We start from the raw sequence: 14766 nt of genomic DNA, 5'->3' as shown, positions 1-14766 counted from the left end.
AGGCCGCGAGCGAATGCAAGAGGCAATTTTCGCGTGTGATCAACTGCTCAAAGCGCTTCGGACTTTCTCCACAATCGATTCAGAGGAGCGCCAATGGGATTCGAGGGTCAGATCGGCGATATGCGGGGTGAGGATCAGGTTGGGCACGCCGGCGAAAACAATGCCGGATTCGATCGTCAGCGGCTCGCTTTCGAAGCTGTCGAGCGCCGCGCCGCGCAGATGGCCGGCTGAGAGCAGGTTTGCCACCGTCGCCTCGTCGATGATGCCGGCGCCGCCGACCGAGATCAGCACGGAACCCGCCTTCATGCGGTTGAGCGCCATCGCGCCGAGGCGGCCCTTCAGCTCCGGCCGCGCCGGCAGATGCACGCTGACGACGTCGGCCTCCGCGATCAGCGGATCGAGATCGGTCCGCTCCGTATCGTGCCATACCGGGTGGTCCGGCTTCAGGAACGGGTCCCAGCCGATCACCTTCATGCCGAGTGCGCGGGCGCGGCTCGCCGCCGCACGGGCGCCGAAATCGAAGCCGATCAGGCCGAGCGTGCGCCCGCCGATCTCGCGCCCGACCAGATGGCCCCGCGGCCATTTGCCGTTCACGACGTCACGCGTGGCGAAGAAGGTGCCGCGCGTGAGCATCAGCGCCGCGGCGATGACATATTCGCCGATCGCGTCGGCAACCATGTCCGGCGCGCGGATCACCTGGATCCCCCGCGTCTCGCAGCTCAGCGTATCGATATTGCCGGCCGGCGAGCCGACCTGGCCGATGACGCGAAGCGCGATCGCGTCGGCGATCAGCGGAATGTCGATCTCGGTCCGGTCGCGGACGATCAGGCCGCTCGCCCGGCGCAGAAGGCGTCCGAGCGCAGTGGGGTCCATGCCGAGCGTCGGCTCGTAATGGACCTCGAAGTCGCGCGAAAGCTCCGCGACCGCATGCTTGTGCATGAACTCTGAAATAACGATGTCGACCAATGCCCGCCCCCGGGGACCCGCGGCGAAACCGTCGCGTCAGCATCTAGTCTAGCGATCGCCCGGTCGATTTCCCAAGCGAAATCACTGTCACAATCGCAATCAGACGGGCGGATGCCAGAGACGGTCTGGATCGAATGCCGCAACGTCCTTCAGGAGTTGGACGAAGGCCAGCGCCTGATGCTCGACGACGATCTTGCCCTTTTCGGCGGTCGCGCGCGCCGCATTGCCGACGGCGCCGGCCGGATTGAGGTCCTGCGCCTTCCAGCCCATGGTCGCGACCGTGCCATGGAAGCGCAGATGCTCGAATTCCTGCATGAGATTCAATTGGGTGGAGCGGAAATCTTCGGCCTTGTCCATTTTCACCAGATCGGGCCGCAGATGGAGCATTACCGATGTCTCCATGTCGCCGCCATGGATGCCGTAGAAGCTCTCCTCGTCGAGGAACAGGCCGGCCGGTTGGCCGAAGCGCGACCATGCCGTCACGACGACCTGCATGTCGTATTTGATCCTGAGTTCGCGCGCGACGATGTCGACGATCGGCACATTGCCGCCATGGGAATTGACCAGCACCAGCTTGCGCACGCCGGCGCGCGCCACGCTGTCACCGATCTCGATCCACATCTTGGTCACGGTTTCCCATGTGAAGGTCAGCGTGCCGGGCGAGGAGATGTGTTCGTTCGACTTGCCGATCGACTGCAGCGGCAGGAACGTTGCCGGCAGATCCTCGGGCAGGAGCTCGACCACCCGCTTCATCAGGCCGCCGCCGATGCAGGCATCCGTGAAGACGGGCAAATGCGGACCATGCTGCTCGATGGCGCAGACGGGCAGGATGGCGATCCAGTCCTTCGTCGACGGATCACGGAAGTCGGGGGCCTGCATCTCGTGCCAATAGGGGCGGGGAAGGGTCATAAAGCTACCTTACTGTGCAAGTTCGGTGATTTGATCGAATAAGTCGCGCAGACCGTTCGCCGCGCTCTCCAGCGCTTCCGCATCTAGCGATATGCTGCCCTGCAGCTTCTCATTCCCGGCAACCATAACTATCTCGACGTACCGACCTCCCAAGACATCGCCAACGATCCTTATCGACAGCTCGCCGTCGAGAGCCTGCCAGACTTTGTCGCTTTCCCAAGAGCGCCAAGAGGCGGACGCCTCCAAGAAGGCACCGGCTGGCGATCCGGCAAATAGTGTCGAGCTTCCGACGACACCCGAGAAATGATCAAACCTTGCGGCGAACCGGAAGTAGATATCGTCATCCCACTTTCTGAGTTCGCCAAACTCGATCCAGCTAGAGCTCGATATCGATTTGATTCGAAATGCTTTTTCCTCCACCTCAAAGCGCCTCCAGGAATATCTTCGCGGCCTTGCCGTGCTCGTAGCGGAGTTCGCCGAGATCGACGCCGATCGGGGCGCCATCCTCCACCCGCCATTCGCCCTTGACCATGACGCGATCGGCCGCATGGGCGCCGCAGAGGACCAGCGCCGCGATCGGGTCGCCCGCGCCGGAAAAGCGCAGTTCGTCGAGCGACCAGAACGCCATGTCGGCCTGCTTGCCGACCGCGATCGTCCCGATATCGTCACGGCCGAGGCAGCGCGCGGAACCTTCTGTGCCCCAGCGCAGCGCGTCGAGATGGGTGACGCTTTCGGCGTTGTATTTCAGCCGCCCGATCATCAATGCGTGGCGAACGGCTTCCATCAGGTTGGAATTGTCGTTGGACGCGCCGCCATCGACGCCGAGGCCGATGGGCACGCCGGCGGCTTCCAGCTCCTTGGTGCGGCACATGCCCGATGAGAGCGTCATGTTCGAGGTTGGGCAGTGGCAGACGCCGACGCCATGCTGCCCCAGCTTCGCAACCTCTTCGTCGTCGAAATAGATGCCGTGCGCGAGCCAGGCCCGGTTCGTCAGCCAGCCGCAATCCTCCAGATAGTCGGCTGCTGTCATGCCATGTTTCTCGCGCGCGAAGGCCGCTTCCTGGCTGGTCTCGACGAGATGGGTATGGAGCCTGCAATCATGCTTCTCGGCCAGCGCCGCCGTCTCGCGCATCAGCCGCTTGGTGACGTCGAAGGGCGCATTCGGCGCCAGCGCCACGCGGGTCATCGCGCCGTCGGACATGTCGTGATAGCGCGTGATGACGCGCTCGCAATCGGCGAGGATGACGTCATCGTCCTGGATGGCGCCGCCCGGCGCCACGGCCTGGCTGTCTTCGGCCCCGGTCAGGTCCAGTGCGCCGCGGGTCAGCGTCATGCGCAGGCCGAGCTTCGCGGCCTCCTCGGCCTCGATGTCCATCGCGCCCTCGAGACCGCGCGGGAAGAGATAATGATGGTCGGAGGCGCAGGTGCAGCCCGACATCATCAACTCGGTCATGGAGAGCCGCGCCGCGAGGCGGAAGTTCTCCGCGTTCACATATTTTGTCCAATAGGGATAGATCGAGGTGATCCAGGGCCAGAGCGACTTGTTGATCGCAGCCGGATGCGCCCGCGTCATCGTCTGGAACATGTGGTGATGCGTGTTGACGAGGCCTGGCGTCACGACATGGCGCGCGGCATCGAAGACCTTGTGAACGGGATGGACGGGTTCGGCGCCAGCCGGCACCAGTTCCGCGATCCGGCCGCCCGCCACGACGACGCCACGCTCGGCTCCCGTCGCCAGCGTTGCAATCGGGTCCTTGATCCAGGTCCGCTCGGCCATGCTCGTCCTCGTCCCATCTTTGGTTGGAGACAAGATAGCGTTCGCTGGGATCGAGCAAGAACATATGTGCGGCAAGGATCGGCGCGATGTTCCCGGCGAAGAGGGAAGTGCGTGCGGATTGGCAGGGAAGGCAAGACGTTAATCGACTAACTCCGCCCAAACCCTCCCCTTGAGGGAGGGTCAAAACCGCTTCGCGGTTTTGGGGAGGGGGTGCTTGTGGCGGATCGAGGCGGTAAGAACGCCTTGGCGTCGCCAAGGCTAACCCCGCCCCAAAACCGCTTTGCGGTTTTGACCCGCCCGCAAGGGGCGGGTTGAAGACGGAGCGTGTCCCGAATGAGGGGGGGGTTAAATCGCTTCCAGGAACTTCTTCGCCGCCTGGCCGTGTTCATAGCGCAGCTGGCCAAGATCGACGCCGATCGGAGCGCCGTCCTCGACCTTCCAGTCGCCCTTGACCATGACGCGGTCGGCCTTGTAGGCGCCGCAGAGGACGAGGGCGGCGAGCGGGTCGCCCGCGCCGGAGAAGCGCAATTCGTCGAGCGAATAGAAGGCCATATCGGCCTGCCGACCGACGGCGATCGCGCCGATATCCTTGCGGCCGAGGCAGTTGGCCGAGCCCTCGGTCGCCCAGCGGAACGCGTCGAAATGGGTGACGCTCTCGGCATTATAGGTCAGGCGGCCGATCATCAGCGCGTGGCGGATGCCTTCCATCAGGTTTGAATTGTCGTTCGAGGCCGAGCCGTCGACGCCGAGGCCGACCGGAGATCCGGCGGCTTCGAGTTCCTTCGTGCGGCATTGGCCGGAGGCGAGGACCATGTTCGAGGTTGGGCAATGCGAGACGCCGACGCCGGCCTTGCCGAGGCGCTTCACCTCGTCATCGTTGAAATGGATGCCATGCGCGAGCCAGACCCGGTCGCTCATCCAGCCGACCTCTTCCAGATAGTCGACCGGGCGATAGCCGAAATGCTCGAGGCAATAGGCGTTCTCGTCGCGCGTCTCGGCAAGGTGCGTGTGCATGTGGCAATTGCATTTGGCGGCCAGCTCGGCCGTCTCCACCATCAGCCGCTTGGTGACGTTGAACGGTGCGCAAGGAGCGAGCGCCACTTGCAGCATCGCGCCCTCAGAGGCGTCATGGTAGCGGTTGATGACGCGCTCGCAGTCGGCGAGGATCGTGTCGGTATCCTGCACGGCATTCTGGTCGGCATTGCCGCCTTCAGCCTCGGTCAGGTTGAGCGAGCCGCGCGTCAGCGTCATGCGCACGCCGAGCTTGCCGGCCTCGTCGGCCTGGATGTCCATCGCCTCGTCGAGGCCCTTTGGATAGAGATATTGATGGTCCGAGGCGGTGGTGCAGCCGGACATCAGCAGTTCGGTCAGCGCGAGGCGCGTTGCGAGGCGAAGATTGTCCGGGTTGACGTTCTTCGACCAGATCGGAAACAGCGCCTGCAGCCAGGGGAAAAGTTCCTTGTTGATCGCCGCCGGATGGGCGCGGGTCAGCGTCTGGAACATATGATGATGCGTGTTGACGAGGCCCGGCGTCACGACGTGCTTCGAGGCGTCGAAGACCTTGTGGACAGGATGGGTGGGCTCGGCGCCCTTGCCGACCAGTTCGGCGATCTTGCCGTTTTCGACGACGATGCCGCGCTCTGCCCCATCGGCGAGGACCGCGATCGGATCCTTCAGCCATACCCGTTCGGTCATTGTCGGCATCTCCCGGCCCCGTGAATGATCGTCGGAGGCTAGGGCGCTGGCGGGGAAGTTACAAGCCGCCGCCACGCCGTACGGTTGATGTTCACGGGATGTGCAATAGGGCGATCAGGCCGAGGCTGATGGCGCCGAGGATGAGCAGGGAGATGAAGGCGGCGGCGAGAATCCGGCGCCCGGAGCGGAGGACCGCGCCTATATCGACGCCGAGCCCGAGCGCGGCCATGGCGATGATGGTCAGGATCGACGCGATCGCCTGGATCGGCGGAAGCGCGGCGGCGGGTATCAGTCCCGCTGTCCGCGTGGCGCCGAGGACGATGAATCCCACCACGAACCAAGGCACGAGATGATGGAGCGGCGGCAATTTGCCTTCGCTCCGGTTGCCCATGCCGAGCGCGAGCACGACCGGCCCCAGCATCAGTACCCTGAGCAGCTTGACCATGGTGCCGATCTGCACGCTTTGCGCGGCGACGGGAACCGTGGCGGCCAGAACCTGCGGCACGGCATAGACGGTCAGGCCGGCAAGCACACCATATTGGACGGCTGAGAGCCCCAGCAGCGGAACGAGCAGCGGCAGGGCGAGCACGGTCACGACGCCGAGCACGGCCGTGAAGGCGATGGAAGACACCACTTCGTCGGCATCCGCGCCGATGACCGGCGCGGTCGCGGCGATGGCGGAGTTGCCGCAGATCGAATTTCCCGCGGCCACGAGCAATGCCATGCGATGCGGCAGGCCGAGGGTTCGCCCGGTGATGTAGCTCGTTGCGATGGCGGTCGCCACGACCGCCACGACGCCGACCGCAAGCGCGGGGCCTGCTGCGCGAATGGCATCGATATCGACCGACGCCCCCAGAAGCACGATGGCGATCTCGAGCAGGATGCGTGCGGAGAAATCGGTTCCGCGCTTGAAGGCAGGGGCCGGGCGCCACACGGTGCGCAGGATGGCTCCGAGGATGATGGCGAGGACGAGTGCCTCGATCCAGGCGCGGCCGAACAGCCGGGCCTCGATGGATTGCAGCAGCAGCGCGGCGAGCGCCACGGCGCCGCAGAGACCCAGCCCGGGGAGGTATTCTTTTGCGCGATGAACGATGGAAACAGGCATGATATGATTTCTTGATCCGGTCACCCTGAGATCGCGCTTCTCATTCGTTCATTCCATTTCGAATTTTCTCACGAATTGTTCGCTTCAATCGAATGATATCCATGACGCTGGAACAGCTTCGTATCTTCGTCGCCGTGGCGGAGCGCCAGCATCTGACCCGCGCTGCCGCCGATTTGCGGCTGACGCCGTCCGCCGTCAGCGCGGCGATCCGCGTGCTCGAGGATCGCCATGGCGTCGCGCTCTTCCATCGTGTCGGTCGCGGAATCGAGCTGAGCGAGGCCGGGACCATCTTTCTGGCCGAGGCCAAGGTGGTGTTGGCGGGGGCCGAACGGGCGGAGACGACCCTGTTCGATCTCGCGGGCCTCCGGCGCGGCAGCCTCTTCATCAAGGCGAGCCAGACGATCGCCAGCTATTTCCTGCCGCCGCTTCTGGTCGATTTCCACGATGCCCATCCGGCCGTCGAGATCGGTCTCGCGATCGGCAATACCGAGACGGTTGCGGCGTCCGTGCTGGATGGCACGGCGCAACTCGGTTTCATCGAGGGCGCGATCGACGAGCCGGCCTTGTCGATCCGCGCCATTGCCGAGGATCGGCTGATCGTCGTGGTGGGGCCGAGCCATGAATGGTCGGATGGGCGCCTCGTGACCCGCGCGGACCTGTTGCGCACCCGCTGGATCATGCGCGAGCGCGGATCGGGAACCCGCTCATCCTTCGAGCAGGCACTGGAGGCGCAGGGGATCGAGCCCACGGCGCTCGATGTGGCGCTGGAACTGCCCTCCAACGAGGCTGTCCGTTCGGCCGTCGAACGCACGGCGCTCGCCACTGTGCTCTCGGAAAGCGTGGCGCTGCCGCATATCGAGGCCGGTCGGTTGAAGCGGGCAGGCTTCGATGCCGTACCGCGCCTCTTCTCGATGATCCGTCATAAGGAGCGCTATCGGACCCGGGCGGCGCTCGCCTTCGAGGAGCTTCTGCTCGGTCGCTGAGCCTCAGCCGCGCGCCAGTGGCAGCACACGGCTCTCCTCGCGGCCGAAGCCATGGATCGCGATGCGGTCCTCGAAGATCTCGACGATCGCATAGGTGTTCGAGTCGGGCGTATCGACCATGCCCTTGAAGTTGACGAAGTGGATGTCGCCGAGGGCGCCATAATTGCCGGCGTGATTATGGCCGTTGAAATAGGCCACGACATGCCTCGACCGGGTCAGCCTGTCGGCCACGCGCTCGCTGTCCCAGAGATTATGCGCGTTCGCGGGATAGACCGGGTAGTGGTTCATCACGATGATCCGCTCGCCCGCCTGCTCGGCCGCGCTGATGGTCTGGTCGAGCCAGGCGAATTGCGCGTCGCTGAGCGCGCCGTTCCAGCGCTGCGCATTGGCCGCGCCGGCAGCGGTCAGGGCTTCCAGATGGTCGGCTGCAATCGCCCGCCGGCTGTCGCCCTCCGGCGGCGCGAACAGGCTGACTTCATTGCCGTCGAGCAGGATGAAGCGATAGCCGCCGCCGGCAAAGTCGTAATAGGTCCGCTCCAGACCGACCCGCGCGGCGATGGCCGGCAGATGCTGGGCGGCCACGGCGAAATCGTGATTGCCGAGCAGGAAGAATTGTGGGTGCCGAAGCCGACTGTAGAGCGGGAGAATGTCGTCATAGCTCGCGAAATCGCGGTCGATGATGTCGCCGAGCGTCACGACGAACTGCAACTCGGCCGCGTTGAAGGTCTCGATCGCCTCGTTGAGCTTGCCGAGGCTCTTGGCGTAGTAGCGGTTGAGCTCGCGGTTTGGCGGGATCGCTGCATATTGCGGGTCCGCGATGACGCCGAAGCGAAAAAGCGGGTCTGACGGTCCACGGTTCGGATCGACCGTGAAGGCGGCGCGGGTGTCGGGCATCGAGGCGTTACCAATCGGGGAAGCGGGCCGATGCGAGGTCGCGCCGGCGTTGATCGTGAGCCGTCTTGGTAGCGTGCGAGGATTGCAATCGTTTGACGGCCCGAAAGGCCGGTGATCAGCCGGCCTTCGCCGCAACCGCCTCGACCTCGACGAGGAATTCGGGCCGGGTGAAACCGGAGACAATGAAGAGCGTCGAGGCCGGCAGAGGATCGCGCACATAGAGGTCGCGGACCGCCATGTAACGGCGCATGTCCTCGCGCTGGGTCACGAAGGCTGAGAGCCGCACGATATCGCCATAGTCCATGTCGGCCGCTGCCAGGATGCGGCCGATGGCCTGGAAGCAGATTTCGGCCTGCTCCTCGATCGTCTCCGGCACGCTGTCGTCGGCACGCACGCCGAGCTGGCCGGACGTATAGACGAAGCGGCTGCCGGCCGGCACTTCGACGCCATGGCTGTAGCGGCCGAAGGGCGCGCGGATATCGGGGGGAACGACGGATTTGTTCATCTTGTGCCTTTGCAGCGCTTCTCTGGTCGCGAAACTAAAACCCGCTGGGCGCCTCCGGCAAGGCCCGCTGGAGACCGTTCGCAATCAGGTCGCACAGGCTTTCAGCATTTTGTCGCACATGATGGCGTGCGCTTGACGCATCTGCTGCTATATCGAGCAGATTCTTTCCCATCGAACACCCGTTGCGAGATGGTTTATGGTCAAATCACAGCCTCGCGAGGCGTGTGCGCATGAGATGGGCATGGCACAGCTCTTGCGACAGTGTGCGGGTTCGTATGTTCGGTTGCTGCGCTTGCCGTGCGGGCGGCGGGACCGGGGGAACGGCGGGCGGCATCTGTCGCCGAGCAGAGAGGAAGGCGAGATCAGATGAGTTCGATGAAGACGAAGTTTATCGGCTTGGCGGCGGGGGCTGCTGCGCTTGCGTTCTCCGGTCAGGCGTTCGCGCTCGACGAAGTCCGCTTCGGCACCAACTGGCTGGCCGAGGCCGAGCATGGCGGCTTCTATCAGGCAGTCGCCGACGGCACCTATGAGAAGTACGGCCTCAAGGTCACGATCGTGCAGGGCGGCCCGCAGGCTGCTGGCCGTTCGATGCTCCTGGCCGGGAAGCTCGATTTCTTCATGGCCGGCAACCAGATGGAGACCTTCGCGTCCGTCGAGCAGGGTGTTCCGATCGTCGAGGTTGCCGCGGTCTTCCAGAAGGAGCCGCAAGTCCTGATCGCCCATCCCGATACGGGCATCGACAAGTTCGAGGATCTGGCCAAGGTCCCGACGCTCTATATGAGCGCGGAGGCTCTCTCGAGCTATTTCGCGTGGATGAAGTCGGCTTTCCCGGGCTTCAAGGATGAGCAGTACAAGCCCTACACCTTCAATCCGGCACCGTTCCTCGCCGACAAGAATTCCGCGCAGCAGGGCTATGTGACGTCCGAGCCCTTCGCGATCGAGACGCAGGGCGGCTTCAAGCCGAAGGTCTTCCTGCTCGCCGATAATGGCTTCGACACCTATTCGACCATGATCGAGACGATGCAGGACACCGTCGCCAACAAGTCCGATCTGGTGCAGCGCTTCGTCGATGCCTCGATGGTCGGCTGGTACACCTACATGTATGGCGACAACACGCTTGGCAACGAGTTGATCAAGAAGGACAATCCCGAGATGACGGACGCGCAGCTCGCGTTCTCGCTCAAGGTCATGAAGGAAGACGGCATCGTCGATTCCGGCGAGTCGCTCGAAAAGGGTATCGGCTGCATGACCGATGCCCGCTTCAAGTCGTTCTACGACAAGATGGTCAAGGCGGGCGCCGCAAAGCCCGACCTCGACCTCTCCAAGGTCTACACGACCAAGTTCGTCTGCAAGGGCGTCGGCAAGGAACTCAAGAAGTAAGTCCTGCCGCCCGACAGCTCCGTTCCGGGGGCACTCAACTGGCCCCGGAATGGCCGCATTCCAAACCGACTGAAGGCGGCCGCGACAGCGGCCTGGCCGAGTGAGAAGGTTGATCTTGTCCACTACCGCACCGAACCTCGTCGTCCCGCACAGTGCAGCCTCCGCGGCGCACGGCCGACCCATCGTCAGGCTCGATCATATTTCGAAGACGTTTTCCAACGGCACCATCGCGCTGAAGGATATGTCGCTGACGATCGGCGAGGGTGAATTCGTCAGCCTGCTCGGACCGTCCGGTTGCGGCAAGTCGACGGCGCTCAGGATCATCGCCGGTCTCGGCGAGGCGACAACCGGCCGTGTCGAATGGCCGACAATGTCGCACGACGCCGCTGGCAAGCCGGAGCGCGAGATCGGCTTCGTCTTCCAGGAGCCGACTCTGATGCCCTGGGCGACGGTGTTCAAGAATGTCTGGCTGCCGCTGCGCCTGCACGGCCTCTCCAAGACGGCGGCGCGCGAGCGCGTCATGGCCGCGCTCGAAATGGTCGGCCTCGAGAAATTTGCCGATTCCTATCCGCGCGAACTCTCCGGCGGCATGAAGATGCGCGTCTCGATTGCCCGCGCGCTGGTGACGCGGCCCCGCGTGCTGCTCATGGACGAGCCATTCGCGGCGCTCGACGAGATTACGCGCCAGAAGCTCAATGACGACCTCCTGCGGCTCTGGGAGCAGTTCGGCTGGACGATCGTCTTCGTGACGCATTCCGTGTTCGAGAGCGTCTATCTGTCGAGCCGCATCGTCATCATGGCCGCCCGGCCGGGCCGCGTGATCGACGAACTTTCGGTCGACGCGCCGCATCCGCGCGGCATCTCGTTCCGGACCTCGACGGCCTATAGCGACTATTGCCGTCAGGCGTCCGAATCCCTGCTTTCCGCCATCGGGGCGAATGATCATCTATGAGCAGCATGGACCAGACCAGCGTTGCGGCGGCGCCGCAGGAAGAAAAGGTGGCATCGCCCGGCGGCGGTATCGCGCCGAGCGAACGTGCGCTGCGGATCATCGTGCCGGTGGTGATGCTGGTCGCGCTGGTGGGGCTCTGGGAGTGGTACACGACCGCCTATAACGTCCCGCACTACATTCTGCCGGGTCCCGATCTCGTCGCGCAGTCGATGATCAATGATTGGCCGGTGCTCAGCCAGGCGCTGCTGGTAACGCTCAAGATCACCTTCGCCGCGCTCGGTATCGCGTTGGTCGGCGGCGTTTTGATAGCGATCCTGTTCGCCCAGTCGAAATGGATCGAGCTCGCCCTTTCGCCCTACATGGTCATCCTGCAGGTGACGCCGGTGGTCGCCGTCGCGCCGCTGATCCTGATCTATGCGCCGTCGACGCAGGCGGCGCTCCTGATCTGCGCCTGGCTCGTCGCCTTCTTCCCCGTCTTCTCCAATACGGCGCAGGGGTTGAAGAGCACGGACCACAATCTCCTGAACCTGTTCGAGCTCTACGGCGCCTCGCGCTGGCAGACGCTCATTCATCTGAAGCTGCCGGCTGCACTTCCCTTCTTCCTGGCGGGCCTGCGCATTGCCGGCGGTCTGGCGCTGATCGCCGCCGTCGTGGCGGAGTTCGCGGCAGGATCGGCCGGTGCCGGTTCGGGCCTCGCCTTCCGCATTCTGGAATCGCAATACAGGCTCAATATTCCCCGCCTCTTTGCGGCGCTGCTGCTGCTCTGTGGCACCGGCGTCGCGATCTATGGCGTGACGAGCCTGCTGTCCCATCTTCTGCTGCGTCGGTGGCATGAAAGCGCCATCCGGCGGGAGAATTGATGATGTCGACTGGTTTTGCCGCTCTGCCCGAGGCGGAGCGCTACGTTCTGGCGCGGGCGACGCTTCCGGCCGCCGTGGCCGAAGGCTTTGACGGCGCCGATGTCGGCGAAGGCCTGATGCGGGCCGATATCGTCATCGCGGATGGGCGCATCGAGGCGCTGCGTCCTGCCGGCAGCGTCACCGATCTGCCGCTCTTCGACCTCGATCACGGCCAGGTCTGGCCCTGCTTCGTCGACATGCACACGCATCTCGACAAGGGCCATATCCTGCCGCGCCGCTCGAACCCGGACGGCACCTTCGATGGGGCGCTCGAAGCGGTCGGTGCGGATCGCGACGCCCATTGGTCCATGGCCGATGTCACCGCGCGCATGGATTTCGCCATTCGCGGCGCCTATGCGCATGGCACCAGCCTGATCCGCACGCATATCGACAGCGTGCCGCCACAGTTTCCCACATCCTGGCCGGCCTTCGCCGCCATGCGCGACAAATGGGCGGGCCGGGTCGATCTGCAGGCCGTGGCGCTGACGCCGGTCGACCTCTATCTCGATCCGGCGTTTCGCGGCCGTCTGGTTGAGACCGTGCTCGAACATGGCGGGATATTGGGCGGCGTCACGTTCATGATTCCCGAACTCGCCACCGCGCTCGACCAGCTCTTTTATCAGGCCTCCGAGCACGGCCTCGATATCGACCTGCATGTGGACGAGACGGCCGATCCCAATGCGCGTTCGCTCCGGGCGATCGCCGAGGCCGCGATCCGGGCGGGCTATGAGGGGCAGGTGACGGTCGGCCATTGCTGCTCGCTGGCGCGGCAGGAAGCCGACGAGGCCGACCGGACAATGGATCTAGTCGCCGAGGCGGGTATCGCCGTCGTTTCACTGCCCATGTGCAACATGTATCTGCAGGACCGTCATCCGGGCCGGACGCCGCGCTGGCGTGGCGTCACGCTTCTGCATGAAATGGCATCGCGCGGGATCGCCACGGCGGTCGCGTCCGACAATACGCGCGATCCCTTCTACGCCTATGGCGATCTCGACGCCGTTGAGGTGTTTCGCGAGGCGGTCAGGATCCTGCAGCTCGATCATCCGCTCGATGCGGCGCCCCGTGTGCTCACCACGACCCCGGCCAGCGTGCTGCGGCGCCCCGATGTCGGCCGCATCAAGGTCGGCAATTCGGCCGATCTGGTCCTCTTCAAGGCGCGCAGCTGGACGGAATTCCTGTCCCGGCCGCAATCCGACCGCACCGTCATCCGCGCGGGCAAGGCAATCGATCGAACATTGCCCGACTACCGCGAACTCGATTCCCTCTTCGGACTTTGACCATGGCCCACCAGTTCAAGAACGACCTCGCCGGCTTCAAGGCTGACCTCGAAGGCATCGCCATCGAGGAGAATCCTGCGCTCGTGAAGCAGAAGAGCCGCGATTTCTTCTGGTATTCGCCGGTGCTGAAGCGACAGCTCGATCATGTGACGGCCGATCTGATCGTCACGCCCAAGGACGAGGCCGAGGTTGTCCGCATCATGAAGGCGGCCTTCGCCCATGATGTCCCGATCACCGCGCGCGGTGGCGGCACCGGCAATTACGGCCAGGCCATGCCGCTTTCGGGCGGCGCCGTGCTCAACCTTGCCGAGCTCAACAAGGTCAAGAGCATCACACCGGGCAGCGTCGTGGCGGAGACTGGCGCCATCGTCGCCCAGATCGACAAGGAGACGCGGGCGCACTCGCAGCAGGAATTGCGGATGCATCCCTCGACCGCCAATACCGCGTCGATCGGCGGCTTCGTCGCCGGTGGATCGGGTGGCGTCGGTTCGATCCGCTGGGGCGGTCTGCGCAATCTCGGCAATGTCATTCGCCTTCGGGTCGTGACGGCGGAAGCGGAGCCGCGGACGCTGGATCTCACCGGCTGGGATCTGCACAAGGCTGTGCACGCCTATGGCACCAATGGCGTGATCACCGAAGTCGAGATGCCGCTGACGGCCGCCTATGACTGGGTGGACGTGCTGGTCGGTTTCGACGACTGGATGACGGCCGTGCGCTATGCCGACGAACTCGCCCATGCCGACGGCCTGCTGCTCAAGGAAATTGCGCCGATCGCGGCGCCCGTGCCGCACGACTATTTCCTGCGCCACCAGAAGTTCATCCGCCGCGAGCAATCGGTCGTGGTGCTGATGGTCGCGCCGCAATCGATGGACGCCTTCCTCGCCTTCACACAGAGGGCGAAGGGCGAGGTGCTGATCCGCTACGACCAGGCCTCGCCTGCCGATTTGAAGGGCCTGCCGCCGGCCTTCGAGCTTTGCTGGAACCACACCACGCTCCGCGCGCTCCGGGTCGATCCAAGCATCACCTATCTGCAGACGCTCTATTCGCCGCCTGACCATATCGAGAAGATCGAGACCATGACGCGGATCTTCGGCGACGAAGTTCCCGGCCATCTCGAATTCAACCGCTTCGACGGCCGGATCGCGGCGTCGGGCCTGTCGCTGGTCCGCTTCACGACCGAGGCTCGGCTCGAGGAGATCATTCGCATCCATGAGGATCATGGCTGCCCGATCTTCAATCCGCACCGCTACACGCTCGAAGAAGGCGGCATGAAGCAGACCGACGAGATCCAGCTCGCCTTCAAGAAGGAAGTGGACCCGAAGGGGCTGCTCAATCCGGGCAAGATGATCGCCTGGGAAGACCCGAACTACGACTACCGCTCCCAGAAGACGTATCTGTTCCCGGGCCTTCAGCAGGCGAGCTGA

14 protein-coding genes are annotated in these 14766 nt (G+C 64.2%); 6 read left to right on the top strand and 8 right to left on the bottom strand.

Features of this window, described 5'->3' with window-relative positions; genetic code table 11:
• Positions 1 to 39: 39 nt before the first annotated feature.
• From QO014_RS19150 to QO014_RS19125, 6 genes are all read right to left on the bottom strand, one after another.
• Positions 40 to 966, bottom strand: coding sequence for an NAD(P)-dependent oxidoreductase (locus QO014_RS19150; RefSeq protein WP_266350340.1), 927 nt, complete (start codon positions 964 to 966; stop codon positions 40 to 42).
• Positions 967 to 1065: 99 nt separating this feature from the next.
• Positions 1066 to 1875 carry a creatininase family protein gene (locus tag QO014_RS19145; RefSeq protein WP_266350339.1) on the bottom strand — a complete coding sequence of 270 codons (810 nt, stop codon included), beginning with the start codon at positions 1873 to 1875 and terminating at the stop codon, positions 1066 to 1068.
• A 9-nt stretch (positions 1876 to 1884) separates the two neighbouring features.
• Complete coding sequence (locus tag QO014_RS19140) at positions 1885 to 2295, bottom strand: hypothetical protein (RefSeq protein ID WP_266350338.1); 411 nt, start codon at positions 2293 to 2295, stop codon at positions 1885 to 1887.
• A 1-nt stretch (position 2296) separates the two neighbouring features.
• Positions 2297 to 3652, bottom strand: coding sequence for an 8-oxoguanine deaminase (locus tag QO014_RS19135; protein ID WP_266350337.1), 1356 nt, complete (start codon positions 3650 to 3652; stop codon positions 2297 to 2299).
• Between the two features lie 345 nt (positions 3653 to 3997).
• On the bottom strand, positions 3998 to 5356 hold the full coding sequence (locus QO014_RS19130) for an 8-oxoguanine deaminase (RefSeq protein ID WP_370877172.1): 1359 nt from the start codon (positions 5354 to 5356) through the stop codon (positions 3998 to 4000).
• 82 nt (positions 5357 to 5438) lie between these two features.
• Entirely contained in the window at positions 5439 to 6452 is a 1014-nt protein-coding gene (locus QO014_RS19125) for a YeiH family protein (RefSeq protein ID WP_266350335.1), read from the bottom strand.
• 101 nt (positions 6453 to 6553) lie between these two features.
• Between QO014_RS19125 and QO014_RS19120 the strand changes: the two genes are divergently transcribed.
• The gene (locus tag QO014_RS19120) at positions 6554 to 7435 is read left to right on the top strand and encodes a LysR family transcriptional regulator (protein WP_266350334.1); all 882 of its coding nucleotides are present in this window, start codon (positions 6554 to 6556) and stop codon (positions 7433 to 7435) included.
• A gap of 3 nt (positions 7436 to 7438) precedes the next feature.
• On the opposite strand, the gene QO014_RS19115 is transcribed toward QO014_RS19120, so the two are convergent.
• Together QO014_RS19115 and QO014_RS19110 are read right to left on the bottom strand one after the other, a co-directional pair.
• Positions 7439 to 8329 (bottom strand): metallophosphoesterase, encoded by an 891-nt coding sequence (locus QO014_RS19115; protein WP_266350333.1) that lies wholly within the window; start codon positions 8327 to 8329, stop codon positions 7439 to 7441.
• 115 nt (positions 8330 to 8444) lie between these two features.
• Positions 8445 to 8834: a RidA family protein gene (locus QO014_RS19110; RefSeq protein ID WP_266350332.1), complete on the bottom strand. Its 390-nt coding sequence runs from the start codon at positions 8832 to 8834 to the stop codon at positions 8445 to 8447.
• 375 nt (positions 8835 to 9209) lie between these two features.
• Here QO014_RS19110 and QO014_RS19105 point away from each other — a divergent pair, with 375 nt between their 5' ends.
• The 5 genes from QO014_RS19105 (at position 9210) to QO014_RS19085 (ending at position 14766) form a co-directional block, all read left to right on the top strand.
• Entirely contained in the window at positions 9210 to 10214 is a 1005-nt protein-coding gene (locus tag QO014_RS19105) for an ABC transporter substrate-binding protein (protein ID WP_266350331.1), read from the top strand.
• Between the two features lie 115 nt (positions 10215 to 10329).
• Entirely contained in the window at positions 10330 to 11166 is an 837-nt protein-coding gene (locus QO014_RS19100; protein ID WP_266350330.1) for an ABC transporter ATP-binding protein, read from the top strand.
• On the top strand, positions 11163 to 12026 hold the full coding sequence (locus QO014_RS19095; protein WP_266350329.1) for an ABC transporter permease: 864 nt from the start codon (positions 11163 to 11165) through the stop codon (positions 12024 to 12026). The genes QO014_RS19100 and QO014_RS19095 overlap by 4 nt, the downstream gene beginning before the upstream one ends.
• Positions 12027 to 12028: 2 nt before the next feature.
• Positions 12029 to 13342 carry a cytosine deaminase gene (locus QO014_RS19090; RefSeq protein WP_266350415.1) on the top strand — a complete coding sequence of 438 codons (1314 nt, stop codon included), beginning with the start codon at positions 12029 to 12031 and terminating at the stop codon, positions 13340 to 13342.
• Positions 13343 to 13344: 2 nt separating this feature from the next.
• Positions 13345 to 14766, top strand: coding sequence for an FAD-binding oxidoreductase (locus QO014_RS19085; RefSeq protein ID WP_266350328.1), 1422 nt, complete (start codon positions 13345 to 13347; stop codon positions 14764 to 14766).

The sequence above is a fragment of the Kaistia dalseonensis genome, assembly GCF_030814715.1.
In the GTDB taxonomy this organism is placed as follows: Bacteria; Pseudomonadota; Alphaproteobacteria; order Rhizobiales; family Kaistiaceae; genus Kaistia; species Kaistia dalseonensis.
This window is presented reverse-complemented; position numbering and strand designations above follow the sequence as displayed.

What these genes read in the sequence shown, in the direction of transcription:
- QO014_RS19125 (WP_266350335.1), bottom strand. Translation starts at nt 6,452, where the DNA reads ATGCCTGTTTCCATCGTTCATCGCGCAAAAGAATACCTCCCCGGGCTG.
- QO014_RS19120 (WP_266350334.1), top strand. Translation starts at nt 6,554, where the DNA reads ATGACGCTGGAACAGCTTCGTATCTTCGTCGCCGTGGCGGAGCGCCAG.
- QO014_RS19145 (WP_266350339.1), bottom strand. Translation starts at nt 1,875, where the DNA reads ATGACCCTTCCCCGCCCCTATTGGCACGAGATGCAGGCCCCCGACTTC.
- QO014_RS19095 (WP_266350329.1), top strand. Translation starts at nt 11,163, where the DNA reads ATGAGCAGCATGGACCAGACCAGCGTTGCGGCGGCGCCGCAGGAAGAA.
- QO014_RS19090 (WP_266350415.1), top strand. Translation starts at nt 12,029, where the DNA reads ATGTCGACTGGTTTTGCCGCTCTGCCCGAGGCGGAGCGCTACGTTCTG.
- QO014_RS19115 (WP_266350333.1), bottom strand. Translation starts at nt 8,329, where the DNA reads ATGCCCGACACCCGCGCCGCCTTCACGGTCGATCCGAACCGTGGACCG.
- QO014_RS19135 (WP_266350337.1), bottom strand. Translation starts at nt 3,652, where the DNA reads ATGGCCGAGCGGACCTGGATCAAGGACCCGATTGCAACGCTGGCGACG.
- QO014_RS19130 (WP_370877172.1), bottom strand. Translation starts at nt 5,356, where the DNA reads ATGCCGACAATGACCGAACGGGTATGGCTGAAGGATCCGATCGCGGTC.
- QO014_RS19110 (WP_266350332.1), bottom strand. Translation starts at nt 8,834, where the DNA reads ATGAACAAATCCGTCGTTCCCCCCGATATCCGCGCGCCCTTCGGCCGC.
- QO014_RS19085 (WP_266350328.1), top strand. Translation starts at nt 13,345, where the DNA reads ATGGCCCACCAGTTCAAGAACGACCTCGCCGGCTTCAAGGCTGACCTC.
- QO014_RS19105 (WP_266350331.1), top strand. Translation starts at nt 9,210, where the DNA reads ATGAAGACGAAGTTTATCGGCTTGGCGGCGGGGGCTGCTGCGCTTGCG.